Genomic DNA, 23,840 nt, shown 5'->3' with positions numbered 1-23,840 from the left:
TGGCGGCGCGGATGGCGGCCGGTGCGCCCGGTTCGCGCTCGATGGACTTCAAGGGGTCCGGCAAACGGCTGCTGAAGCGGCTGGCCGCCCACCGTGCGTCGGTGGTGGCCGTCCTGGTCTCGGTGGTGATCAGCGTGGGGCTCTCGGTGATCGGGCCGAAGATCCTCGGTCACGCCACCGACCTGCTGTTCGGCGGGATCATCGGCGGGCAGACCCCGGCCGGGCAGACCAAGGAGCAGGTCATCGAGGGCCTGCGGGCCAAGGGTGACTCCGGCATGGCCGACATGCTCGGCGGCGTCGACTTCACGCCCGGCCAGGGCGTGGACTTCGACAGGATCGGGCAGGTGCTGCTGATCGGGCTCGCGGTGTTCGCGTGCGCGGGCCTGGCCATGATGATCGGCACCCGGCTCGCCAACCGGGCGATCAACCTGGCGGTGGCCAAGCTCCGCACGGACATGCAGGCCAAGCTGTCGCGGCTGCCACTGTCGTACTACGACCAGCAGAAGCGCGGCGAGGTGCTGAGCCGGGCGACCAACGACATCGACAACATCGGGCAGACGCTCCAGCAGACGATGGGCCAGATGCTCAACTCGCTGCTGACCATCATCGGTGTGCTGACGATGATGTTCTGGATCTCGTGGCTGCTCGCGCTGGTCGCGCTCGTGACGGTGCCGCTGTCGGTGTTCGTCGCGGCGAAGGTCGGCAAGCGGTCGCAGCCGCAGTTCGTGCAGCAGTGGAAGACCACCGGCCGGCTGAACGCGCACATCGAGGAGATGTACACCGGCCACACGCTGGTGAAGGTGTTCGGGCGGCAGAAGGAGTCGGCGGAGCTGTTCGCCGAGCAGAACGAGGCGCTGTACGAGGCCGCGTTCAAAGCCCAGTTCAACAGCGGCATCATGCAGCCGCTGATGTTCTTCATCTCGAACCTGAACTACGTGCTGGTCGCGGTGGTCGGCGGTCTCCGGGTGGCCTCCGGCACCCTGTCGATCGGTGACGTCCAGGCGTTCATCCAGTACTCGCGCCAGTTCTCGATGCCGCTGACGCAGGTCGCCTCGATGGCGAACCTGGTGCAGTCCGGAGTGGCGTCCGCCGAGCGGATCTTCGAACTGCTCGACGCCGAGGAGCAGTCGCCCGACCCGGAGTCCGCCGAGAAGCCGCAGAACCTGCGCGGGCACGTCGAGTTCGAGCACGTCGCCTTCCGCTACCAGGAGGACAAGCCCCTCATCGAGGACCTGTCGCTCACGGCGGAGCCGGGCCACACCGTGGCCATCGTGGGGCCGACGGGCGCGGGCAAGACCACGCTCGTCAATCTGCTGCTGCGCTTCTACGACGTCACCGGCGGCCGCATCACCCTGGACGGGGTCGACATCGCGAAGATGTCCCGCGACGAGCTGCGGGCCGGGATCGGCATGGTCCTCCAGGACACCTGGCTGTTCGGCGGCACCATCGCCGAGAACATCGCGTACGGCGCCGCCAAGGGCGTGTCGCGGGAGGAGATCGAGGAGGCGGCGAAGGCCGCGCACGCCGATCGCTTCATCCGGACGCTGCCCGACGGGTACGACACCGTGATCGACGACGAGGGCACCGGGGTGAGCGCCGGTGAGAAGCAGCTCATCACCATCGCCCGGGCGTTCCTGTCCGACCCGGTGATACTGGTCCTCGACGAGGCGACCTCCTCCGTCGACACCCGGACCGAGGTGCTGATCCAGAAGGCCATGGCGCGGCTCGCCCACGGCCGCACGTCGTTCGTCATCGCGCACCGTCTGTCGACGATCCGCGATGCCGACACGATTCTGGTCATGGAGAACGGCGCGATCGTGGAGCAGGGCTCGCACGATGCGCTGGTCGCCTCCGGCGGGGCGTATCAGCGGTTGTACGAGGCCCAGTTCGCGCAGGCGGTGGCCGAGGTCGACTAGGTCTCGTCGTCGTCCACAGGGGCGTGGGGGTGGCTCGCGCAGTTCCCCGCGCCCCTGTCGGCGCCCCTGCGGGGCGGCCTCCCTAGTCCAGGTAGCCACGCAGCTGGTCGGCGAAGGCGTGGTCCCTGAGTTTGTTCAGGGTTTTCGACTCGATCTGGCGGATGCGTTCGCGGGTGACGCCGAAGATGCGGCCGATCTCCTCCAGGGTGCGGGGGCGGCCGTCGGCGAGGCCGTAGCGGAGCTGGACCACTTTGCGTTCGCGTTCGCCGAGGGTGGAGAGGACCGCCTCCAGGTGTTCGCGCAGCAGGAGGAAGGCCGCCGACTCCACGGGGCTGGTCGCGTCGCCGTCCTCGATGAGGTCGCCGAGCGCGACGTCGTCCTCCTCGCCGACCGGGGCGTGCAGCGAGACCGGTTCCTGGGCCAGGCGCAGGACTTCGCTGACCCGCTCCGGGGCCAGCTCCAGGTGGGCGGCCACCTCTTCGGGGGTGGGTTCGTAGCCGCGCTCCTGGAGCATGCGGCGCTGGACGCGGACGACCCGGTTGATCAGCTCGACGACGTGGACCGGGACCCGGATGGTGCGTGCCTGGTCGGCGAGGGCGCGGCTCATCGCCTGCCGGATCCACCAGGTCGCGTACGTCGAGAACTTGTAGCCGCGGGCGTAGTCGAACTTCTCGACCGCGCGGATCAGGCCGAGGTTTCCCTCCTGGACCAGGTCCAGCATGGTCAGGCCGCGGCCCACGTAGCGCTTGGCCACGGAGACGACCAGGCGCAGGTTCGCCTCGATCAGGCGGCGCTTGGCCATGCGGCCCATCACCACCAACTTGTCGAGGTCGAGGGTGAGTCGGGTGCCGAGATCGGGCGCCTTGGTGAGCTTCTCCTCGGCGAAGAGGCCCGCTTCGACGCACCGCGCCAGGTCCACCTCCTCGGCCGCGGTGAGCAGCGGGATGCGGCCGATCTCGCGCAGGTACTGGCGGAACAGGTCGGACGAGGGGCCGCTGGTGTCGGCGCGGGCGCCGCGGACCGGTTCGGGCGGATCGGGGCTCTGCGCGGGCTCGCTGTCCGGCGGCTCCGCGGGTTCCTCCGACTCGGGGTGGTGCGTGACGCGGCTCTGTGGCGGCACCGTGGCGAGGACGTCGGCGTCCTCCACGGCGTCGGGATCGGACAGGGCCTGCGCTGTGCTGTCGCTTTGAGTGAGGGTCTGGGTCTGCACGGGGGCGACCTCCAAGGTGATCGCTTCTGAGGCGTGCGGCAGGGGGGCGGCAGCGGCGGCCACGCCGCTGTCCGTCCCGTACGCGATGAGCGGAACCGCGGGGGTTTCGGACCCTTTGCTGTCCGGGCTCCGGCCGCGCTCCGAGGACTCAGGCACCGCCACCCAGTGTGGAGTACGACACAGTGCCGCCACGAGGGGCGTGCGATGACTTTTTGAGTCCGGTGCGTGACCGCTCGGTTACCGTGCTGTACGGGTGCCCCTGCTTCCCGGTCCGGAACGCGGGCAAACGGCGCGTGAGGGTGCGGGGCGCTCTCCGCTCCGTCTGGAGCGCTGCGAGCGCGGGCCGATCTACGCCCCGACAGGGGCGCGGGGAACTGCGCGACCAGCCCCCACCGGGGCCGCACCCGCCAACGGCGCTGTACTGACCGCCCCTTGAAGCGCTCACCAGACGGCGGGCGGGGCCTCGGGGTGGGCCGGGTTCACAGCGGAGCTACAGCGCGTCGGCGCCGCGTTCCCGGAGGGACTGGTCGTACTGCTGGAGGACCCACAACTCGTTCTGGACCGCGACCAGTTGAGCCGGATCGCCCCCGGAGTGGAGCCGGGTGAACGTGCCCTGGACATCGCGGATGCGGCGCTCCACGGCCCGGCGGCGCACGGCGACGAGCTGCATGTCGGCGTAGGCCTGGTCGACGGTCTTGCGGTGGATGGCCTCGACGGCCAGCTCGGTGACCATGGCGCGCACCGCGTCGTCCGGCGCGGCCTCCCGCACCGACACCAGATAGGTGTGCGAGTCGTGCACGCCCTGCTCGGCGCCGCCCGCGTCGAGGATGGCGGCGCGCACGGCGGCGTAGGGCGCGGCGGTGAACTCGTCGACCCCGTACGCGTCGAACATCGGGGAGACCAGGTCCGGGTTCTGCAGCGCCAGCTTGAGCAGCTCGCGCTCGGTGGTGAAGACCGGGTTGCGCAGGGTGAGCGCGGGCCCGCCGAAGGCGCGCGGCGCGGCTCCGAGCGGCGCGGCCTGCGGGGAGCTGGCCGGGGCCGGCCCCTTGCCGCCCCGGTCGCGGGCCCAACGGGCGAGCTGCGCGACCCGCTTGACGACGAACTGGGTGTCGAGGATGCCGAGCATCCCGGCGAGCTGGACGGCGACCTCGTGCTGGGAGGCGCTGTTCTTGATGCGGGCGACGACGGGCGCGGCCTCGTCGAGCGCGGCGGCGCGGCCCGCCGGGGTCTCCAGGTCGTAGCGCGCGACGATCTGGCGGAGTGCGAACTCGAAGAGCGGGGTGCGGGGCTGGACGAGGTCGGCGACCGCGTCGTCCCCCTTGGCCAGGCGCAGGTCGCACGGGTCCATGTTGTCCGGCGCGATGGCGATGTAGGTCTCGGCGGCGAACTTCTGGTCGTCCTCGAAGGCGCGCAGGGCGGCCTTCTGCCCGGCCGCGTCGCCGTCGAAGGTGAAGATCACGCGCGCCGAGCCGTTGTCCATCAGCAGGCGGCGGAGGATCTTGATGTGGTCGCCGCCGAACGCCGTGCCGCAGGTGGCGATGGCGGTGGTGACGCCCGCGAGGTGGCAGGCCATGACGTCCGTGTAGCCCTCGACGACCACGGCGCGGGAGGACTTGGCGATGTCCTTCTTCGCCAGGTCGATGCCGTAGAGGACCTGCGACTTCTTGTAGATCGGGGTCTCGGGCGTGTTCAGGTACTTCGGGCCGTTGTCGTCGTCGCGCAGGCGGCGGGCGCCGAAGCCGACGACCTCGCCGCCGATGTCCCGGATCGGCCACATCAGGCGGCCGCGGAAGCGGTCGATGGGACCGCGGCGGCCTTCCTGGGAGAGACCCGAGAGGGTCAGCTCCTTGTCGCTGAAGCCCTTGCCGCGCAGGAAGCGGGTGAGGTGGTCCCAGCCCGCCGGGCTGTAGCCGACGCCGAAGTGGGCGGCCGCGGCCTGGTCGAAGCCGCGCTCGGCGAGGAACTTCCGGCCGATCTCGGCCTCCGGGGACCCCAGCTGATCGACGTAGAACTGCGCGGCGACCTTGTGCGCCTCGACCAGGCGGATGCGCTCGCCGCGCTGGTGGGTGGGGTTGTACCCGCCCTCCTCGTAGCGCAGCGTGATGCCCGCCTGGCCGGCCAGGCGCTCGACCGCCTCGGAGAAGGAGAGGTGGTCGATCTTCATCACGAACGTGATGGTGTCGCCGCCCTCCTGGCAGCCGAAGCAGTGGAAGAACCCCTTGCTCGGACTGACCTGGAAGGACGGGGACTTCTCGTCGTGGAAGGGGCACAGGCCCTTCAGGTTCCCGCCGCCCGCGTTGCGCAGCTGGAGGTACTCGGACACCACGGCGTCGATCGGGACCGCGTCCCGAACCGCCTTCACGTCCTCGTCATTGATCCTGCCAGCCACGCGGCAAGTCTACGGTGACCCACCGACAGTCCTGTCACTCCTCCAACAGGTCGGTGAGCGGGACGCTCGGGTCCGACAGGCGCTCGGTGTCCGGCCGCACGCCGGTGCGGATCAGCTGCTGGACGGGGTCCGTGACGTCCCACACATTCACGTTCATCCCCGCCAGGACCTGGCCGTCGCTCAGCCAGAACGCGATGAACTCGCGCTTGCCCGCGTCACCGCGGATCACCACCTGGTCGTAGCTGCCCGGGGGCGCCCAGCCCGAGTACTCCAGGCCCAGGTCGTACTGGTCGGAGAAGAAGTAGGGCACGCGGTCGTACGTCACGTCCTGGCCGAGCATGGCGCGGGCCGCAGCCGGGCCGCCGTTCAGCGCGTTCGCCCAGTGCTCGACGCGCAGGCGGCGGCTGTACAGCGGGTGCTGGAGCCCGGCGACGTCACCGGCCGCGAAGATGTCCGGGTCGGAGGTGCGCAGGGCCGCGTCGACCGCGATGCCGCCGCCGTGCTCGCGGTCCACCAGGTCCAGGCCCGCGGACTCGGCGAGCGCGGTGCGCGGGGCGGCGCCGATCGCGGCGAGCACGTCGTGCGCCGGGTGCTCCTCGCCGTCGTCGGTGAGCGCGGCGAGCACCATGCCGTCGTGGCCGGTGATCCCGGTGAGCCGGGCGCCGAAGTGGAAGCGGACGCCGTGGTCGCTGTGCAGCTCGGTGAAGATCTGGCCGATCTCGGGGCCGAGGACGGAGTGCAGCGGGGTGGCCTCCGGCTCGACGACGGTGACCTCGGCGCCGTACTCGCGTGCGGCGGCGGCGATCTCCAGGCCGATCCAGCCGGCGCCGGCGATCACCAGGTGCCCGTTGTCCCGGCCGAGGGAGGCCAGGACGTGCTTCAGGCGCTCGGCGTGGGCGAGGCGGCGCAGGTGGTGGACGCCCGCGAGATCGGTGCCCGGGATGTCGAGACGGCGCGGCTCGGCGCCGGTGGCGAGCAACAGCTTGTCGTAGCGGATGAGGGTCGCGTCGCCGAGCCGGACGGTCCTGGCCGCGCGGTCGATCGCGGTCACCGTCTGGCCGAGGTGCAGCTCGATGTCGTGGCTCGCGTACCAGGCCGGTTCATGGACGAAGACGCTGTCCCGCTCCTCCTTGCCCTGCAGATAGCCCTTGGACAAGGGCGGGCGCTCGTACGGGTGGTCCCGTTCGTCGCCGATGAGGATCACTCGGCCGGTGAAGCCCTCCGAGCGGAGTGTCTCGGCGGCCTTCGCCCCGGCGAGCCCTCCTCCGACGATGACGAACGTCTGGTCCGCGTCGACCACTTGATGCCTCCTCGTTGCGCTGCCGTCATATGCGAGCGTCCCGCACGCAGCGTGATGGGGGAAGGGGGCGTGGCCCTATCGGGGCACGCCCCCGCTGTCCTTTGCCTACTCGCCGTAGCCGGATCGGCTTGTCGGCGGGTACCGGTTGTGGGTGGTTGCTCGCGCAGTTCCCCGCGCCCCTTACGGGGCTCCTTGCGTCAGCCTTGCGTGCAGGGTGCGGGCCGAGGCGTCCGTGAGGGAGGCGATCTGGTCGACGATGACGCGCTTCTTCGTACGGTCGTCGGGGGCGTCGTCGAAGAGGGCGCGGAACTGGGGGTCCAGGCCGTCGGGGGCGCGGGCCGTCAGGGCGTCGGCCAGCTCGGCGACGACGATCCGCTGGTCGGCGCGGAGCCGCTCCTGCTGCGGGCGCTGCATCACGTACCGGTCGGCGACCGCCTTGAGCACCGCGCACTCGTACCGGGCCGCGCGCGGGACGACCAGCTCGGCGTCGTACCGGGTGAGGCGTCCGGTGCCGTACCGCGCCCGGGTCGCCCGCTCGGCCGCCAGGCAGAACCGGCCGATGAGCTGGCTCGTGGCGTCCTTGAGGCGGGCCTGGGCGACCGCCGTGCCGTCGTAGCCGTGCGGCCACCACTCCTGGTCGAGGAGGCGGTCGAGGGCGGCGGCCAGCTCGGCGGGGTCGGTGTCCGCCGGAACGTAGCGCCCGACGGCCACCGCGAAGACGTCGGCCCGCTCGGGCTCGGCGTGCAGCACGATCGGATCCAGGTGGCCGGCGTGCAGGCCGTCCTCGATGTCGTGCACCGAATACGCGACGTCGTCCGCCCAGTCCATGACCTGCGCCTCGAAACAGGTGCGGCGGCCGGGCGACGTCTTGCGGACCCAGTCGAAGACGGGGCGGTCGTCCTCGTAGACCCCGAACTTCACCGACTGCGGGTCCGTGGGGTGCTCGCCGCGCGGCCACGGGTACTTGGTCGCCGCGTCGAGCGCGGCGCGCGTCAGGTTCAGTCCTACGCTGGTCAGCTCGCCCGAGCCCTCGGCGTGGACGAAGCGCTTGGGCTCGATGCGGGTGAGGAGGCGGAGCGACTGCGCGTTCCCCTCGAAGCCGCCGCAGTCCTGGGCTACTTCGTTCAGCGCCTGCTCGCCGTTGTGCCCGAAGGGCGGGTGGCCCAGGTCGTGCGAGAGGCAGGCCGTCTCCACGAGGTCGGGGTCGCAGCCGAGCGCCGCACCCAGCTCCCGGCCGACCTGGGCGCACTCCAGGGAGTGGGTCAGGCGGGTGCGCGGGCTGGCGTCCCAGTGGCGGCTCGTGGTGCCCGGGGTGACGACCTGGGTCTTGCCGGCGAGGCGGCGCAGCGCCGCCGAGTGCAGGACCCGGGCCCGGTCGCGCTGGAACGCGGTGCGGCCCGGGCGCTTGTCGGGCTCGGGCGCCCAGCGCTCGGTCGCGTCCTCGTCGTACGTGTCGCTGCCTTCCATGCCCTGACAGTAGACGCAAGCACTGACAAAAAGGCAGGTGCCGGCCGAGGGGGCGGTGTGCTCAGGCGGACGCGAGGTGCGGGGTGAGAGCGGTGCCGGGCGCCGCGAGCGCGCTGTCGTAGCGGTGCAGGACAAGGCGGGCCATCGCGGGGTGGGTGCCGAGCGGGGCCGCGGCGACGCCCTGGCCCGGGGCGAGCGCGGCGGCGGACTCGTCGGCGAACCGGCCGGGCGCGGTGAAGTAGGAGGCGACGGCGACCCGGGTGCGGCCGCGGGCGGTGAGGGCGCGGACGGCCGTGGCCACGTCGGGCGCGGCGGCGGAGGCGTGGCCGGGGACGACCGGGACGCCGAGGCGCCGGGCGAGGAGGCCGGCGGTGCGGCGGATGTCGACGGCGGCCTGCGGGTCGCGGGAACCGGCGGCGGCGAGGACCACTCCGGCGCGGCGGCGTTCGTGCTCGGGCAGCGGTCCTTCGGGCCAGCCCGCCGCGACGAGCCGGTCGTGCAGCACGTCGACGAGGAGTGGGTGCGGGCCGAGCGGGGCGGCGACGACGGTGCGCAGGTGCCCGGCGGCTTCGGCCGCCGCGGGTATGTCCCGCTTGACGTGGTGGCCCCGGGAGAGCAGGAGCGGGACCAGGACGGCGGGGCCCGCGGGGAGGGCGGCGAGGGCGTCGCCGAGCAGCGGGGCGTTCAGCTCGATGTGGCCGAGGCGGACGGTCAGCCCGGGGCGCAGCTCGCGGACGGCTGCCATCAGTTCGGTGACGGTGGCGAGGGCGCCGGGGTTGCGGCTGCCGTGCGCCACGAGCACGAGGGCCGGGGGCCGGGGGCGTTCGCGCAGGGGGCGGCGGTTGCTGAGCTGGGTGCCGAGTTGGGCGCCGATCATGGTGAGGAGTCCCGCCGTGCTGTCCAGTTCCGCCGTGCGGGAGTGGTGGGTGCCGTACGACTTGTCCGTCATGGAGCGATCCTGCCGGAAAGGGGTTGCCGGGCTGTTGCCGGGTGGTGACGGGTGGTTGCGCGCGGTTCACCGTGCGGTGTCCGGCGCGGTGAGCGTGAACCGCGGGGGGCCCGATGGCGTCCTGTGCCTGCGAGAGCCGCTGTCTGCCCGGAGGTCACGTCCGATGCGCCTGCCCCGCCCGCGTCTGCCCCGCACCCGCCAGGAACAGCGGCGGGCGGTGCAGGTGGTGATGGTGCTGTGCGCGCTGGCGCTGGCGCCGGCGACCTGGCTGTTCACGACGGCCGGCGACCGCTTGCGCACGGTCTCCGACGTGCCGCGCACCGATGTGGCCGTGGTGTTCGGCGCCGGGCTGTGGAACGGCGAGCCGTCGCCGTACCTCGCCCACCGTCTCGACGCGGCGGCCGAGCTGTACCGCGCCGGGCGGGTCAGGGTGCTGCTCGTCTCCGGGGACAACAGCCGCACCGAGTACGACGAACCCGACGCCATGCGTACGTATCTGACCCGGCACGGGGTGCCCTCGCGGGCCGTCGTCAGCGACTACGCCGGGTTCGACACCTGGGACTCGTGCGTGCGCGCCAAGAAGATCTTCGGGGTGGACCGGGCCGTGCTGGTCACTCAAGGGTTCCATGTGCGGCGGGCGGTGGCGTTGTGCGAGGCCGCCGGGGTTTCGTCCTACGGGGTCGGGGTGGACGAGGTGCATGACGTGACCTGGTACGCCGGGGGTGCGCGCGAGGTGCTGGCTGCCGGGAAGGCCGTGGTCGACGCCGTGTTCCGGCCTGATCCGCACTTTCTGGGGCGCGAGGAGGATGGTGTGCGGGCGGCGCTGGGTCGGTGACCGTCGCCCCTGTCGGGTTGCCGGTCGACTGACGGCCGGTGGGGGCTGGTCGCGCGGTTCCCCGCGCCCCTGAGGCAGGCGCTGCGCGCCGCCTCCCCTTGATGAGATGGCGCACGAAGTGCGCATCTCAGGGGCGCGCGTCACTCCACCTCGGCCGCCACCCACCCCAGATAACCGGCAGCCCCGCGCACCACCGGCACCGCGATGATCTCGGGCGTGTCGTAGGGATGATGCCGCGTCAGCCACGATTCCAGGTCCGCGTACCGCGCCTCCGTCGTCTTCAGCAGCACCTGCCACTCCCGCGCGGTCGTCACCTCCCCCTCCCACCGGTACACGGACGTGACCGGCGCGCTGATCTGCGCGCACGCGGCCAGCCGGGACTCGACGGCGCCGCGGGCGAGGGACTCGGCGCGGTCCGCGTCGTCGGTCGTGGTCAGGACGACCAGCACTGAGCTGGCGGATGCGGGATTCGGCATGCGGCCATTGTGCTGTCACGGCACCGGCCGGGGGCCAACACCGGCCGGAGTGCACGAACTGACGCCCCGCCACGCCGGACGGCGACGGCCGCGTCACCCGGTCGCACGCCGGGCACCGCCTTTCGGGCAATTCTCCTCCGACACGCCGATGACCTGCTGGAATGTTCCCGTCACACCGTCAGCAGCACATCCCGAACGGCTTTTCTGACGAGGTATCAGGAGGCGCGGTGGTGCGACTGCCACTTACCTCGTGCTTGCAGGGCGCGTCCGCCGCCCGAGCTGGACGCACAAGGAGCAAGCAACGATGCGCACAGGCCGACCGCTGACCGCCGTCGCGTTCGCCGTCGCCCTCACCGGGCTCGGGGCCGCCCCCGCGGGTGCCTCGCAGGGCGGCCTCGAGGTCTATCCGGCGACCACCGCCCCGGGAGGCACGGTCACCGTGGACACCACCGCCTGCGGCCCGCAGGGCACGGCCTCGGGCGACGCCAGCGCGGTCGGCGCGGGCACCTTCACCCTCGCGCCGATGGCGCCGGACGCCGATCCCGCGGGCCGCTTCACCGTGCCGGCGTCCGCGCAGCCGGGCACGTACGAGATCGTCGCCCGTTGCTCCGGCGGCACCCTGGTCACCGGCGACCTGATCGTGTCCCTCGCCGGGGCGGGCGGCTCGCCGGGCGCCCGGATGCCCCGCGGACATGTCGAGACGGGGGTCGGCGGCGCGCTCGGTCCCGACCCCGTGCAGACCGCGGCGGGTGTGGCGGCATTGGCCGTCGCCGCCGCGGGCGGTACCTGGCTCCTGCATCGCCGGGCGAGAGGCGATGGGATCTGACGGACGGTTTCGACGGGCCGCACGGACTCCCTCCGCCGTCCGCGCGTCCGTCCCGACCCCCGTCCGTCGTCCACCGGTACCGCCACCTCCCCGCCCCTCCGGCCGCACCCCCTCGCGGCCGGAGGGGCCGGGGCAGGCCGTGTTCAGGAGCCCTCATGGTTCAGGAGTGTCCGGGAGTCCTCAGGCGCCTGCGCCGTCTCGCCCGCCGCCGTCCCGCCCAGCGCCGGGCCAGCGGCCGCGCGGGCCGGGCCAACGCGGCCATAGGGGCCGTCACCGTGCTCGCCCTGTGCTCCGGCGGCTGGCTGCTGGCCAGCGGCTCGAAGGGGCATCCGCCGCCGCAGCCGTCGGCGGCCGAGGCCCGTCCCGGCACGGCGCGGCAGGACCCCGGCGCGGCCCCGATGTCCCCGTCGCCGCCCGACCGCGTCCGCATCCCGTCGCTGCGCGTGGACGCCCCGCTGATGGGCCTCGGCCTCAATCGCGCCGGAAGCCTGGACGTGCCGCCGCCGCAGCGGAAGAACCTCGCGGGCTGGTACGAGGCCGGCACCCGCCCCGGCGAGCGCGGCACGGCGGTCGTCGCGGGCCACGTCGACAACGCCGAGGGCCCCGCCGTCTTCTACGACCTCGGGGCGCTCACCCGGGGCCGCACCATCGAGATCGACCGCCGCGACGGCTCGGTGGCGGTGTTCACGGTCGACGCCGTCGAGGTCTACGAGGCCGACGCCTTCCCCGACGAGAAGGTGTACGGGGCGGCCCGGCGGCCCGAGCTGCGGGTGATCACGTGCGGCGGCCCGTACTCACGGCGGACCGGCTACCAGGGGAACGTCGTGGTGTTCGCCCATCTGACGGGCAGCCGCTGAACTCCAGCATTCCACGGGATGCCGCCGGACCGCGTGCGGACTGGTACGTGATGTGAAGCTTCTCCTCGACCATGGCCACCATCGTGAGGAGTAATCGCCTGCGCGCGCAGAACTCCGTACGTCGACTCCAGCCTCGGCCACACGAAGGGCGACGCGACCAGGGCCGGCCCAGGCATCGAGTTCTTCGGTGGCCTCGTCGGTCGCGCGGGAAACAGGTAGCGGGAGAGGCCCACGTCGCAGATTCCCGCGAAGACCACCAGAATCATGCAAAACAAGACACATCGCAACGAGAAATCAACTGCGGTACAGACCAACGTTGTTGATGTACCATCAGCCCCGCCCGCAGGGAATTCCCACCACGGCGGCCTTCACTCAATTCATCTCGTGATGCGCACGCGCGCCCGCGATTTCAGACGAGAGGTACAACTGTGCGTAAGCTCGGAACCCCTAGCACCTGGAAGCGAATCGGAATGATCGCTTCCATCTCGACCCTTCCATTGGCCCTCGCGAGCCCCGCTTGGGCCATCGTGAAGTACTCGTACATCACGGGTGGAGTCGCCGGCTTCAACTCGCATTCCGTGGAAGATGACGGCGGCACCGGCCCGAACAAGGTGGACTTCACCGGATGTCATACATACGCCGGTAGAAGTGTGACCGTTCAGCTGCGTCGTGAAGTCATCGGACCCGACACCGGATACGACGAAAAGACGTACACGGCGTGCTTCAACGGTGGAACGTCGTCTGGCGAGTGGGGTGCCGGAGAAGAGGGCCACGACTACTACTTCCGCATCACCGAGGTCGATGGCAGTTCGATAGTCGGCCCGACGATCAGCGTCGATCAGACCCGTATGTCGTTCTAGGCGACACTGGATTCTGAATTTCTGGGTGGAGACCTGAAACGCAGGTCTCCACCAGCCTCTTGATGAAACAGACAGAGGCACCCCCACGCTGAAACACCAAGGTGTCGCATGCCCATTTCGATGTTCGAGTGTTCCTTCTCCTATCGGCGTAGACGCCCGGTGCTGCGTGATCTCAGCTATACGCTGCCGCACGGGCGGACCGTGCTCCTGGGGCCGAACGGAGCAGGAAAAAGTACCCTGTTGGGCTTGTGCGCATCTGCGTTGCGTCCCGATTCCGGTTCCGTCACCTATGGCGACCTGAGCACCGGCCGACGTCGCGCGCTGCCCACGTTCCGTAGGCGTGTGGCATGGATGCCTCAGCAGGTGGAGCAGGTGCCGGGGCTCACGGCCCGGGGTCAGGTCGCGTATTCCGGTTGGCTCAAGGGGATGACCCGGCGCGAGGCGTGGCGTGAGGCTCGCCGAGCCCTGGACCGCGTGGAGTTGGCCGATCGGGCGGATGACAAGGTCCAGGAACTCTCCGGGGGGCAGCAGCGGCGCGTCGCAGTGGCGCAGGCCCTGGTGCATGACGCAGAGGTCCTTCTCCTCGATGAGCCGACAGCGGGCATGGATCCGCGTCAGCGGCAGGTCTTCCACCAGATTCTCGCCGATCTGTCGAAGGATGTGCACATCGTCCTCTCCACCCATGACACCTCGGACATCGCCAACTCGTACGACTCGGTCGTGGTTCTGTTGGACGGTCAGGTGCGCTTCTCGGGAACGGTGCTGGACTTCCTTTCCCACGCGAGCGCGACGGCGACATCCGACGAGCAGCGGGCCACCTCCGCTTATCAGGCGTTCACCGAGATAGACGGGGCGATCTCGTGGTGAACCGATTCCCCTTCGCCCGACACTCGGCCGCCATCGGGCTCGGAGCCCCGACGGTGGCCCTGGCGATATACTTCACCGCCTACCAGCCCACGCCGTTCACCGGTGAGGATTCCCTCGTCGTGGTCTCGGTGGCCCTGCGGATCGCCGCGCTGGGAATCGCCTTGGTGGCCGCCTGGGATGCAGGGAGGCTTCGCCAGGCTCGGATCACAGCCGCCCCGTCCAGCCGCCACCTGCTGCGAGTATTCGTCGATGCGATGGCCCCCACCCTGGCCCTGGTGGTCATCAGCTGGGTGGCGTCCTTCCTGTTGGTGATCAGCTATCTGGGAGGCCCCGTACCAGGGCTCCACGACACCGTTCCCATGGTCCGGAGTCTCGCGATCCCCTTCAGCGCAGTAGCAGTCGGCTTCGTCCTCGGGCTCTGTCTTCCGCCCGTTGTCGCCCGCCCCCTTGCGGTGGTGATCACGGCACTGTGGGTCTTCGTCGCCTATACGCTGGGTATCCCTTGGCTGCGGGCGATGTCCGGATTCGACCAGAGCACTCCGACCTATACGGATGTCGTGGACCGCTCCTACCTCATGGCACCGGCGATCCTGGCTCTCGGGCTGCTGCTCGGTCTTGTCGCGCTCAGCCTGTTCTCACGTCCTGCGCTGCGCGCCGCCGCCATGGCCTGCTGCGTCCTCGCGGGCTTCGGAGCGTCCTATCCTCTGGTGAGTGACGCCCCGCGCTACGCCGACCCCACCGTTCCCCGCACGTGGGCAACGACGTGTGAGGGAACTGCCCCGGTGATCTGTGTGCCCGGCGAGTTCGCCGGCGACATCTCCACGCTGCACCGCTCCGCTCAACAAGCGCTGCCCCGCCTACGAGAGGTCGGGTTCACCCCACCCCAGAAGCTGGCCTTCGTCTCGGAGGATCTACCGTTGGCACGCGGCACCTGGCGAACCTTCCTCCAGAAGCCGGTGACCCGTCACCGCAGCCGGGCCTTCTACGTCAGCGCCTTGGTTCCGACAGGGCTCCACGACTGCCCGGATCTTCCTGATGACTACGTTTATCCAGGGCGCGGAGCCGCTTCCGCCTGGATCGGCCTGACGGTTGGTATGTCGGAGGCAGAGGCCGCCCGCAGCTACGGACCCAGCGGTGTGTACCGGGCACGCTGGGTGCGCAGTCTCCCCAAGGCGAAGCAGTACGCCTGGTACAAGCAGCAGTTGAGTTACCTCAAGTCCTGCGACGAGCAAGTCCACGAGAAGGCCCGGGCGGGCGCCAAGGCCGAGAACGAGCGGGGCCGAGCGCTGGGCCCGCGGTTGGAGGATCCGGCGGACATGGCACCAGGGGTGAACCGTTGACCCTCTGGGCGCGCGCACGAAGAATCTGGGTGCTGCCTGTGGCGCTGTTCGCCTGGATGCTCCTCCTTGTACTCGTGCGCGACGACGTGGCGAAGGTTCCCCAGATCGCCGCGCAGGGCAACTTCTCGATCAAGCTGATGAACTTCGTTCCGCTCATCCTGTGCATCCCGACGACGTACTGCATGAGCCGGCGCCTCATCGCCACCGAATCCACAGCGGCGCGAGCGGTCACCGTCATTGACCGGCTGGCTCTCCTTCTCCTGGGGGTGAGCGCGGCGGGACTGGGGTTTGCACTCGGGGAGTTCCTGGACATGCCGACAGCGGTGGCGGGCGGACGAAACACCGTCATGGTGCTGGGCCTCGCTCTCCTCGTACACAGCCGGTACGGCCCGATCGCCGGTGGCGCGGCGGCGACCATGTTCGTGATGGTCAGCATTGTCACCGGCCTGGCGGGAGACCAGAGGCCCTACCCGTGGGCGGTTCTCCTGATGGAGTCCACCAGCGTCGTGGCGGCTGTCGTGGCGGCGGCCAGTTTCGCTGCCGGTCTGATCGCGATGTCGTACCGCCGACAGCTACCGGGTTGACATGCCCCTCGGGCTGAAGCCCGAGGATTCTGGCCGTCCCCCACCCGGTGCTGTGCGAGGAAGCCCCCCAGGCCGGGACGCACGGAGGCGGACGGCTGGGCCCTGGACGCCCCCCGTGCCGTACCGCCGTCTGCGGCCTGCGCGAGATCCTTCGCGGTTCTCAGGTTCATCCCCTGGGCGAACTTGGCTCGTCGTCGGTCTGCTGGGGCACGGGAATTCCCGTCGTCGGATGGGTCATTGGGCATGTGAGGCGAGGGCTTCACGGGCGCGGCGGGCGAGATCGGCGGCGCCGGGTACCCCGCGTCGCTGGTAGACCGCGAGGGTGGAGCGGATCGAGGTGATCGCCTTACGGGTGCGGTCGGAGGTCATGCCCTCCATCAGGACCAGCGCCTGCGTCCAGGCGACGACGGCGCTGATGACCAGCATGAGGACGACCACCGCGAGGCCGCCGGCATGAACGCCACCCCGCGCTCCGCCTCCAGCAGGAGGAACACCACGGTCGCCGCCGCCCCGAGGCGAGCGTGGCCGCGATGCCCCAGGACACGGCCGCGAGACCGGGCACGACGTAGAGGAACGCGTCGTAGCGTTCGCGCCCGGGCGTGAAGCTGTCCGTCACCGCCGCTGCCGCAATCATGACGATCGGCAGTCCCGCACCCCGGGCCGGGCCGGCCGCCCCCGCGTCACCGCTTCAGGCCACCCACTGCTCGTACGCCATCTTCACCACCAGCGCGCACACCACCGTGAGCAGCACGATGCGCACGAACCCGGCGCCGCGCTTCAGCGCCGTGTGCGCGCCGACCATGCCGCCGGCCAGGTTGAACACGGCCATCAGTGCGGCCAGCTGCCAGTACACCGTGCCCTTCCAGGCGAACATCGCGAGCGCGCCCGCGTTGGTGCAGCAGTTGACGATCTTGGCGGTGGCGGAGGCGGTCACCAGGTCGAGGTGGAGGATCGCGGTGAGGGCGAGGACCAGGAAGGTGCCGGTGCCCGGGCCGATCAGACCGTCGTAGAAGCCGATGCCGAGGCCCGCGAAGCCGATCGCGGCCAGGATCCGGCGGGCCGAGGCCGGGGTCGCGGACGGAGCCGTACCGAACGACGGGCGGAAAATGACGAAGGCGCCGACCCCGACCAGGACCACCATCACGATCGGCTTGAGGACGTCGGTGCTCAGACCCGCCGCGAGCGCCGCCCCGCCCGTCGAGCCGGCCAGCGCCGCGAGGCCGATCCGGACGGCGAGGCGTACGTCGACGGGGGCCTTGCGGGCGTAGGTCACGGCGGCGCCCGTGGTGCCGACGATGGCGACGGCCTTGTTGGTGCCGAGCGCGTACGGGCCCGCGTGCGCGGCGTTCGGCAGGCCGAGCAGCAGCGCGGGGAGCAGCAGCAGACCGCCGCCGCCGACCACCGCGTCGACCCAGCCGGCGGCGAGGGCGGCCACGCACAGGACGACGGTGGTGGTCAGGGATATGTCAGGCATGATCGCGAGCCTAGGGACGGGATACGTGTGCAGTCCACGAATGTGTGGAGAGTTGAGGCTTTTCTGAGGTGGCTGTTCCGGGGCGGGCGGCCCGGTCGGGAGCGGCCGGCGCGGCCGGGTCGACGGTCAGGGCGAGACAGGCCGCGACCAGGGCACTCGCCGAGGTGAGCCCCGCCGTGAGTCTGCGGCGGGCCTGGACCGTGGGCGCGTAGAAGGTACGGACGGGACTGGCGTGGCGGCCCATGGGCGGTTTCTCCGGGAGTCGACGGGTGCGTGGGTCAGCGGGTCAGTACGTGAAGGACTCGGCGTGGACGCGGTCCGCCGGGACGCCCGCGCGGGCCAGGGCCGTCGTCGCGGCCGCGGTCATGCCGGGCGGGCCGCACACGTAGACGTCGTGGTCGGCGAGTCCGGGCACGCGGTCGCGCAGGGCCTGCGGGGCGAGGGGGTCGAAGGCGGCGTCGGAGGGGCCGAGGAGGTAGTGCAGGGCGGCACGGCGGGTGGCGGCGATGGACTCCAGCTCCTCGCGCAGGATGAGCCGTTCGGCGTTGCTCGCGCGGTACAGGAGCGTGAGGTCGCCGGGTGCGCCGGGCAGCGTCTCGAACAGGGCGCGCAGCGGCGTGATGCCCACTCCCCCGGCGAGCAGCAGCACCTTGCGGCGGGTGCGCCGGTGGGCGGTGAGCGCGCCGAACGGGCCGGTGGCGACGACCCGTACACCGGGCCGCAGCCGCCGTACCCGCCGGGTGTGCCGCCCGACGGCCTGCACGGTGATCCGCACGTGGTCGCCGTCGACGGGCGCGGACAGCGAGAACGGCAGGGCGGTGCCCCACAGCCGCCGGGTGAGGAACCGCCAGCGGAAGAACTGGCCCGGCTCGGCGCGCAGCATGCCCAGGTCGCGCCCGCGCATCAGTACGGAGACGACGCCGGGGCCCTCGACCCGCACGTCGACGACGCGCAGGCCGTGCCGCAGCGCCTGCCGCACCGGGACGACGAGCCGGTACCAGACGAGCAGGACAGCGACGGTCGCGTGCAGCAGCGACCACAGGCCGAGGCTCAGCGGGTTCGACGCGATGTCGGGTCCCGCGAGTTGGTGGGCGAAGGCCAGGGCGGCGCCGAGGTACGTGAGCAGGTGCAGGCCCCGCCAGGTGGCGTGGCCGACGCGGCGGCGCACGGCGCGGGCGCTGCTCACGCCGACCGTGACGAACAGCAGGGTGCCGGCCGCCGCCGCGGCGAGCCCCGGGTAGCCGAGCAGTTCGGTGGCCGTGGTGACGAGGTCGGCGCCGGTGTGGGCCGCGTAGGCGAGCAGGGCGAGGACGACGTGCGCGGCGCAGAGCGTGAGGACGTGCCGGCCGCCGCGGGCGTGGTGGCGGGCGAGCCGGTCCGCGCCGACGCCGTGCTCGACCGCGGGGACCCGCGCCATGAGGAGGAGCATGACGAGGATCCCGTACCCGGCGAGCAGTCCCGTCAGATGGGCGCCGCTCGCGAACAGCACGTCGAGCTGCGGCGAGAAGGAGGCCTGTGCGGCCCACAGGAGGCTCACGGCGGCGGCGCCCGTGGCGATGCCGGCCCGCAGCGCGGCCGGGGTGACCCGCACGGGGGCGGCGGGCCGGACGCGCGGGGCCCGGCGCGGGCGCGGTGGTACGGGCCGGGCGGGCGCGGGGCCCTCGGTCTGCCTGCGATAGGCCGACAGAGCCGGGTAGTGGGGGAGTTCGGGTTCGACGGCCTCGGTGCTCACGCCCGGCACACTAGGCTCCGGCGGGCCGGAAAACCGGCTGGTCAGGGTCGCCGGGGAGATCCTTAAGGTCCCCTTCAGGAGGGCCTGAACACGGGTTAAGCGAGGGGTTCGCCGTCGGGTGCGGATGCGTGGGGGCTGGTCGCGGAGGTCCTCACACCGTCCGCCCCACCCCGCTGAGCCCACCGTTCCCCCGCCGAAACTGACGGGACGCCGCCGAGAAACCTCCACGCCGCACGCTGCGGAGCAGGCATGGCACCGCTGCTCCACCCGCTCACCCACGACGGAGGCCTCTGACATGGCGCCGGACACGGCCGACACGGCACTGCCCACCCTCGTTCTCGTCGGCCACGGCATGGTCGGCCAGCGCTTCCTCGAAGCGGCCGCCGAGCGCGGGCTCACCGCGTCCCACCGGGTGGTCGTGCTGTGCGAGGAGCCCCGGCCCGCCTACGACCGCGTCCATCTGACCTCCTACTTCTCGGGCACCACGCCCGAGGAGCTGTCGATGACGGACCCGGAGTTCATCGAGCGGCACGGCATCGAGCTGCATGTCGGGGACCCGGCCGAGACGGTCGACCGGGAGTCCAGGACCGTGCGCGCCCGCTCCGGCCTGACGGTCGCCTACGACACGCTCGTCCTCGCCACCGGCTCCGCCCCCTTCGTCCCGCCGGTGCCCGGCCGGGACGCCACCGGCTGTTTCGTGTACCGGACCATCGAGGACCTGTACGCGATCGAGGAGTACGCCCGCGAGAGCGCCACGGTCGGTGCCGTGGTCGGCGGCGGGCTGCTCGGCCTGGAGGCGGCGGGGGCGCTGAAGGGCCTCGGACTCGCCACGCACATCGTGGAGTTCGCACCGCGGCTGATGCCCGTACAGGTCGACGAGGGCGGCGGCGCGGCGCTCCTGAGGACCATCGGGGACATGGGGCTCGACGTCCACACCGGGGTCGGCACCCAGGAGGTCCTCACGGACGCGGACGGCCGGGTCACCGGCATGAAACTGTCGGACGGCCGGGAGCTCGCCACCGGTCTCGTGGTCTTCTCCGCCGGGGTCCGGCCGCGCGACCAGCTGGCGCGGGAATCGGGCCTGTCGGTGGGCGAGCGCGGCGGCATCGCGGTCGACGAGCAGTGCCGCACCAGCGACCCGGACGTCTACGCGATCGGCGAGTGCGCACTGGCGAGCGACGGCCGGGTGTACGGGCTCGTCGCCCCCGGCTACGAGATGGCGCTCACCGCCGCCGACGCCATCGCCTCCGGCACCTCCCTGACCGCCTTCACCGGCGCCGACCTGTCGACCAAGCTGAAGCTCCTCGGCGTGGACGTGGCCTCCTTCGGCGACGCGCACGGCACGGCCGACGGCTGCCTCGACGTCGTCTACGCGGACGCCCGCTCGGGCACGTACAAGAAGCTCGTCATCGGCGGCGGGGGCGAGCTGCTCGGCGGCATCCTGGTGGGCGACGCGGAGGCGTACGGCACGCTGCGCGCGCTCACCGGCACGGTGCCGCCGGTCGCGCCCGAGTCGCTGGTGCTCCCGGCGGGGTCCGGCGGGGCCGCGCAGCTCGGTCCCGAGGCGCTGCCCGACGACGCCGTCGTCTGCTCCTGCCACAACGTGACGAAGGGCGCCGTCCGCGCGCACGCCACCCTGCCCGAGGTGAAGAAGTGCACCAAGGCCGGTACGGGGTGCGGCAGTTGCGTCAAGCTGATCGGGCAGCTGCTGCCGAGGAGCGGTGACGGCGGGCTGTGCGGCTGCTTCCGGCACACCCGCCAGGAGCTGTACGAGATCGTGCGCGTCCGGCGCATCACCGGCTTCGCCCGGCTGCTCGACGAGTACGGGCGGGAGGAGGCGCGCGGCGGTGACGGCTGCGAGATCTGCAAGCCGACGGTCGGATCGGTCATCGCCTCGCTCGCACCCTCGATCGGCGCGGACGGCCACGTCCTGGACGGCGAGCAGGCCGCTCTGCAGGACACCAACGACCACTTCCTCGCGAACCTCCAGAAGAACGGTTCGTACTCGGTCGTGCCGCGGATCCCCGGCGGCGAGATCACTCCGGAGAAGCTGATCGTGATCGGCGAGGTCGCCCGCGACTTCGGGCTCTACACGAAGATCACGGGCGGGCAGCGGATCGATCTGTTCGGCGCCCGGGTGGACCAACTGCCGATGATCTGGGCGCGGTTGGTGGACGCCGGTTTCGAGTCGGGCCACGCGTACGGCAAGTCGCTGCGCACCGTGAAGTCGTGCGTGGGGCAGACCTGGTGCCGGTACGGGGTGCAGGACAGCGTGCGGATGGCGATCGACCTGGAGCTGCGCTACCGGGGCCTGCGCTCCCCGCACAAGCTGAAGTCGGCGGTCTCCGGGTGCGCCCGCGAGTGCGCCGAGGCGCAGTCGAAGGACTTCGGCGTCATCGCCACGGCCAACGGCTGGAACCTGTACGTGGGCGGCAACGGCGGCATGACGCCCCGTCACGCCGATCTGCTGGCGCAGGACTTGAGCGACACCGAACTGATCCGGCTGATCGACCGCTTCCTGATGTTCTACATCCGCACCGCCGACCGCCTGGAGCGCACCTCGGTGTGGCTGGAGCGGATCGAGGGCGGACTCGACCACGTGCGGGACGTCGTCGTGCACGACTCGCTCGGCATCTGCGACGAGCTGGAGGCCCTGATGCGGGCCCATGTCGCGCACTACCGCGACGAGTGGGCGGACACCCTCGACGACCCCGAGCGGCTGGCCCGCTTCGTGTCCTTCGTGAACGCCCCGGGGACCCCCGACCCGACGATCCGCTTCGTGGCCGAGCGCGACCAGATCAAGCCCGAGCTGCCCCTGATCCCCCTGGAAGGACTGGCTGTCCGATGACCACGGCTCCGATCGCTCCCGAGAAGACGACCGTCCTGGTGCAACTGGGCCTGTCCGGCAAAGGCACCGCAAGCGACGCAGGCGACGACAGCGACGACGGCGCGGACTGGCTGACGGTGTGCGAGTTGTCCCGTCTCACGCCGGGGCGCGGTGTCGCGGCCCTGCTGCCGGACGGCCGGCAGGCGGCGGTGTTCCTGGACCGCTCCGGCCGGGTGCACGCCGTCGACAACACCGATCCGTTCACCGGCGCGGCGGTGCTCTCGCGCGGGCTGCTCGGCTCGGCACAGGGCCGTCCGTTCGTGGCCTCGCCGCTGCTGAAGCAGCGCTTCGACCTGGAGACGGGGCGCTGCCTGGACGACGACGGGGTCGCCGTGCGGTCCTACCCGGTGCGTGCCGCCACCCGCGGCGGACGGAATAGTTGACCGCCCGTTCCGGAAAGCCATAGGGTCACCTCGTGGCCAGGACCAAGGAATTCGACCCCGACGTGGCGCTGCAGGCGGCCGTGGAGCTGTTCCATGCGCGCGGTTACGAGGCGACGTCGATGGCGGACCTCGTCGACCGCCTCGGCATCGGGCGCGCGAGCCTCTACGCGACGTTCGGCAGCAAGCACGAGCTGTACCTGAAGGCGATGGACCGGTACGCCGAGTCCACCGGCGCGGCGACCGTCGCCGAGCTGTCGGGCGACGGTCCGCCGCTGGCGGCCGTGCGCGGCCTGGTGCGCCGGTTCGCGGCCGAGGCCGCCACGGGCGGACAGCGCCTGCTGGGCTGTCTCGTCACCAACACGGCGGCGGAGCTCGGCCCGCACGACAGCCAGGCCGCGCGGCGCGTGGAGCGGTCCTGGGAGGAGATCGAGACACTGCTGCACTCGGCGCTCCTGCGCGCGCGGGCCAGGGGCGAGCTGCCCGAGGACCGCGACCCCCGCGCGCTCGCCCGGATGCTGCTCGTCCTGCTCCAGGGCATCCGCGTCACCGGCAAGGTGTCACAGGACCCGGCCAGGGTGCGCGACGCGGCCGAGCAGGCACTGACACTGCTGGACTGACTCCCGGAGGGCCGTCCCCTCCTCTTCTCGCTTGCCCTCATACTGAACCGATCATTCAAGAAAGAGGTACGTCATGTCCCGCACCCGCTTCTCCGGCCGGACCGCCCTCGTCACCGGCGCCGGTTCCGGCCTCGGCCGGGCGATCGCGCTGGCGTTCGCCGAAGAGGGCGCGAACGTGGTCGTCGCGGGCCGCACGCCCGGCCCCCTGGAGGAGACCGTCGCCCTGATCGGGGCGGCGGGCGGCACCGCGCTCGCGCACCCGGCCGACGTCCGCAGCGCCGAGGACATGCGGGCCCTCGTCCGCGCGGCCGTCGACCGCTTCGGCTCGCTGGACGTGGCGGTGAACAACGCGGGCGTCTTCCGCGGCGGGGCCCCCGTCGCCGAGCTGCCGGCCGAGGACTGGCAGACGCTGCTGGACGTCAACGTCACGGGTGTCCTGTACGCGCTCCAGGCCCAGGTCGCCCGGATGCGCGGCCAGGAGTCGGGCGGGGCGATCGTCAACATCGCCTCGAACATCGGCCCGCACCGCACCCGGCCCGGCGTCACCGCCTACGGCGCCGCCAAGGCCGCCGTCTCCGCCCTCACCCGCGGCGCCGCCCTCGACCACATCGCCGACGGCGTGCGGATCAACGCGGTGAGCCCGGGGGCCGCCGCCACCTCGATGTCGCTGCGGCCGGGCGAGACGGAGGCCGAGCGGGCGGTCCGGATGAAGACCGAGTCACCGCTCGGCCGGGTCTCCGCCACCGCCGAGATCGCCGCGGCGGTCCTCTACCTCGCCTCGGACGACGCCGCCTCGGTGGTCGGCGCCGATCTGGTCATCGACGGTGGGGCGGCGGCCTGACGCCCGTACGACCGCCGGCGGCGCACACCG

The 23,840-nt window shown here is 71.7% G+C and carries 20 protein-coding genes and 1 pseudogene; 12 read left to right on the top strand and 9 right to left on the bottom strand.

Annotated features, from left to right (window positions below; all coding sequences use genetic code 11):
• The first annotated feature begins 11 nt into the window (after positions 1-11).
• A complete protein-coding gene (locus tag ABT127_RS03975) occupies positions 12-1,916 on the top strand; it encodes an ABC transporter ATP-binding protein (protein WP_502971637.1) in 1,905 nt (634 codons plus the stop codon).
• 82 nt (positions 1,917-1,998) lie between these two features.
• On the opposite strand, the gene ABT127_RS03970 is transcribed toward ABT127_RS03975, so the two are convergent.
• From ABT127_RS03970 to ABT127_RS03950, 5 genes are all read right to left on the bottom strand, one after another.
• Entirely contained in the window at positions 1,999-3,282 is a 1,284-nt protein-coding gene (locus ABT127_RS03970) for an RNA polymerase sigma factor (protein WP_351444332.1), read from the bottom strand.
• Positions 3,283-3,616: 334 nt separating this feature from the next.
• Positions 3,617-5,515: a DNA primase gene (gene dnaG, locus ABT127_RS03965; RefSeq protein WP_351444331.1), complete on the bottom strand. Its 1,899-nt coding sequence runs from the start codon at positions 5,513-5,515 to the stop codon at positions 3,617-3,619.
• Positions 5,516-5,549: 34 nt separating this feature from the next.
• Entirely contained in the window at positions 5,550-6,815 is a 1,266-nt protein-coding gene (locus ABT127_RS03960) for an NAD(P)/FAD-dependent oxidoreductase (RefSeq protein ID WP_351444330.1), read from the bottom strand.
• 180 nt (positions 6,816-6,995) lie between these two features.
• On the bottom strand, positions 6,996-8,282 hold the full coding sequence (locus ABT127_RS03955; protein WP_351444328.1) for a deoxyguanosinetriphosphate triphosphohydrolase: 1,287 nt from the start codon (positions 8,280-8,282) through the stop codon (positions 6,996-6,998).
• Between the two features lie 61 nt (positions 8,283-8,343).
• Positions 8,344-9,231 carry a sirohydrochlorin chelatase gene (locus ABT127_RS03950; RefSeq protein ID WP_351444327.1) on the bottom strand — a complete coding sequence of 296 codons (888 nt, stop codon included), beginning with the start codon at positions 9,229-9,231 and terminating at the stop codon, positions 8,344-8,346.
• Positions 9,232-9,394: 163 nt separating this feature from the next.
• On the opposite strand from ABT127_RS03950, the gene ABT127_RS03945 reads away from it, so the two are divergent.
• Positions 9,395-10,066, top strand: a complete 672-nt coding sequence (locus ABT127_RS03945) for a SanA/YdcF family protein (RefSeq protein ID WP_351444326.1) — start codon at positions 9,395-9,397, stop codon at positions 10,064-10,066.
• A gap of 140 nt (positions 10,067-10,206) precedes the next feature.
• Here the strand turns inward: ABT127_RS03945 and cutA are convergent, their stop codons facing one another.
• A complete protein-coding gene (cutA, locus tag ABT127_RS03940; RefSeq protein ID WP_351444325.1) occupies positions 10,207-10,542 on the bottom strand; it encodes a divalent-cation tolerance protein CutA in 336 nt (111 codons plus the stop codon).
• A 304-nt stretch (positions 10,543-10,846) separates the two neighbouring features.
• Here cutA and ABT127_RS03935 point away from each other — a divergent pair, with 304 nt between their 5' ends.
• The 6 genes from ABT127_RS03935 (at position 10,847) to ABT127_RS03910 (ending at position 15,876) form a co-directional block, all read left to right on the top strand.
• Entirely contained in the window at positions 10,847-11,368 is a 522-nt protein-coding gene (locus tag ABT127_RS03935; protein ID WP_351444324.1) for a GVDTG sorting domain-containing protein, read from the top strand.
• Positions 11,369-11,523: 155 nt separating this feature from the next.
• Complete coding sequence (locus ABT127_RS03930) at positions 11,524-12,225, top strand: class F sortase (RefSeq protein ID WP_351444323.1); 702 nt, start codon at positions 11,524-11,526, stop codon at positions 12,223-12,225.
• A 470-nt stretch (positions 12,226-12,695) separates the two neighbouring features.
• Complete coding sequence (locus ABT127_RS03925; RefSeq protein WP_351444322.1) at positions 12,696-13,085, top strand: hypothetical protein; 390 nt, start codon at positions 12,696-12,698, stop codon at positions 13,083-13,085.
• 108 nt (positions 13,086-13,193) lie between these two features.
• On the top strand, positions 13,194-13,952 hold the full coding sequence (locus tag ABT127_RS03920) for an ATP-binding cassette domain-containing protein (RefSeq protein ID WP_351444321.1): 759 nt from the start codon (positions 13,194-13,196) through the stop codon (positions 13,950-13,952).
• A gap of 53 nt (positions 13,953-14,005) precedes the next feature.
• Positions 14,006-15,292, top strand: a complete 1,287-nt coding sequence (locus ABT127_RS03915) for a DUF7224 domain-containing protein (RefSeq protein WP_351444320.1) — start codon at positions 14,006-14,008, stop codon at positions 15,290-15,292.
• A gap of 38 nt (positions 15,293-15,330) precedes the next feature.
• Positions 15,331-15,876 carry a hypothetical protein gene (locus ABT127_RS03910; RefSeq protein ID WP_351444318.1) on the top strand — a complete coding sequence of 182 codons (546 nt, stop codon included), beginning with the start codon at positions 15,331-15,333 and terminating at the stop codon, positions 15,874-15,876.
• A gap of 234 nt (positions 15,877-16,110) precedes the next feature.
• On the opposite strand, the pseudogene ABT127_RS03905 reads toward ABT127_RS03910, so the two are convergent.
• The 3 genes and pseudogenes from ABT127_RS03905 to ABT127_RS03895 all read right to left on the bottom strand — a co-directional run.
• Positions 16,111-16,287, bottom strand: a pseudogene (locus tag ABT127_RS03905) (tetratricopeptide repeat protein); the annotation flags it as partial.
• Positions 16,288-16,564: 277 nt separating this feature from the next.
• Positions 16,565-17,350 carry a sulfite exporter TauE/SafE family protein gene (locus ABT127_RS03900; RefSeq protein WP_351444317.1) on the bottom strand — a complete coding sequence of 262 codons (786 nt, stop codon included), beginning with the start codon at positions 17,348-17,350 and terminating at the stop codon, positions 16,565-16,567.
• Positions 17,351-17,636: 286 nt separating this feature from the next.
• Entirely contained in the window at positions 17,637-19,091 is a 1,455-nt protein-coding gene (locus ABT127_RS03895) for a ferredoxin reductase family protein (protein ID WP_502971622.1), read from the bottom strand.
• Positions 19,092-19,377: 286 nt separating this feature from the next.
• Between ABT127_RS03895 and nirB the strand changes: the two genes are divergently transcribed.
• The 4 genes from nirB (at position 19,378) to ABT127_RS03875 (ending at position 23,810) form a co-directional block, all read left to right on the top strand.
• Positions 19,378-21,930 (top strand): nitrite reductase large subunit NirB, encoded by a 2,553-nt coding sequence (gene nirB / locus ABT127_RS03890; RefSeq protein WP_351444315.1) that lies wholly within the window; start codon positions 19,378-19,380, stop codon positions 21,928-21,930.
• Positions 21,927-22,352 carry a nitrite reductase small subunit NirD gene (nirD, locus tag ABT127_RS03885; protein WP_351444314.1) on the top strand — a complete coding sequence of 142 codons (426 nt, stop codon included), beginning with the start codon at positions 21,927-21,929 and terminating at the stop codon, positions 22,350-22,352. Before nirB ends, nirD begins: the two co-directional genes overlap by 4 nt.
• A gap of 32 nt (positions 22,353-22,384) precedes the next feature.
• Positions 22,385-22,969: a TetR/AcrR family transcriptional regulator gene (locus ABT127_RS03880; RefSeq protein ID WP_351444313.1), complete on the top strand. Its 585-nt coding sequence runs from the start codon at positions 22,385-22,387 to the stop codon at positions 22,967-22,969.
• 73 nt (positions 22,970-23,042) lie between these two features.
• Positions 23,043-23,810 (top strand): SDR family NAD(P)-dependent oxidoreductase, encoded by a 768-nt coding sequence (locus ABT127_RS03875; protein WP_351444312.1) that lies wholly within the window; start codon positions 23,043-23,045, stop codon positions 23,808-23,810.
• Positions 23,811-23,840: the final 30 nt, after the last annotated feature.

Source organism: Streptomyces sp. NPDC001904, from assembly GCF_040297005.1.
In the GTDB taxonomy this organism is placed as follows: domain Bacteria; phylum Actinomycetota; class Actinomycetes; order Streptomycetales; family Streptomycetaceae; genus Streptomyces.
The sequence above is the reverse complement of the archived record's forward strand: the minus strand, read 5'-3'. Positions and strand labels throughout refer to the sequence as shown.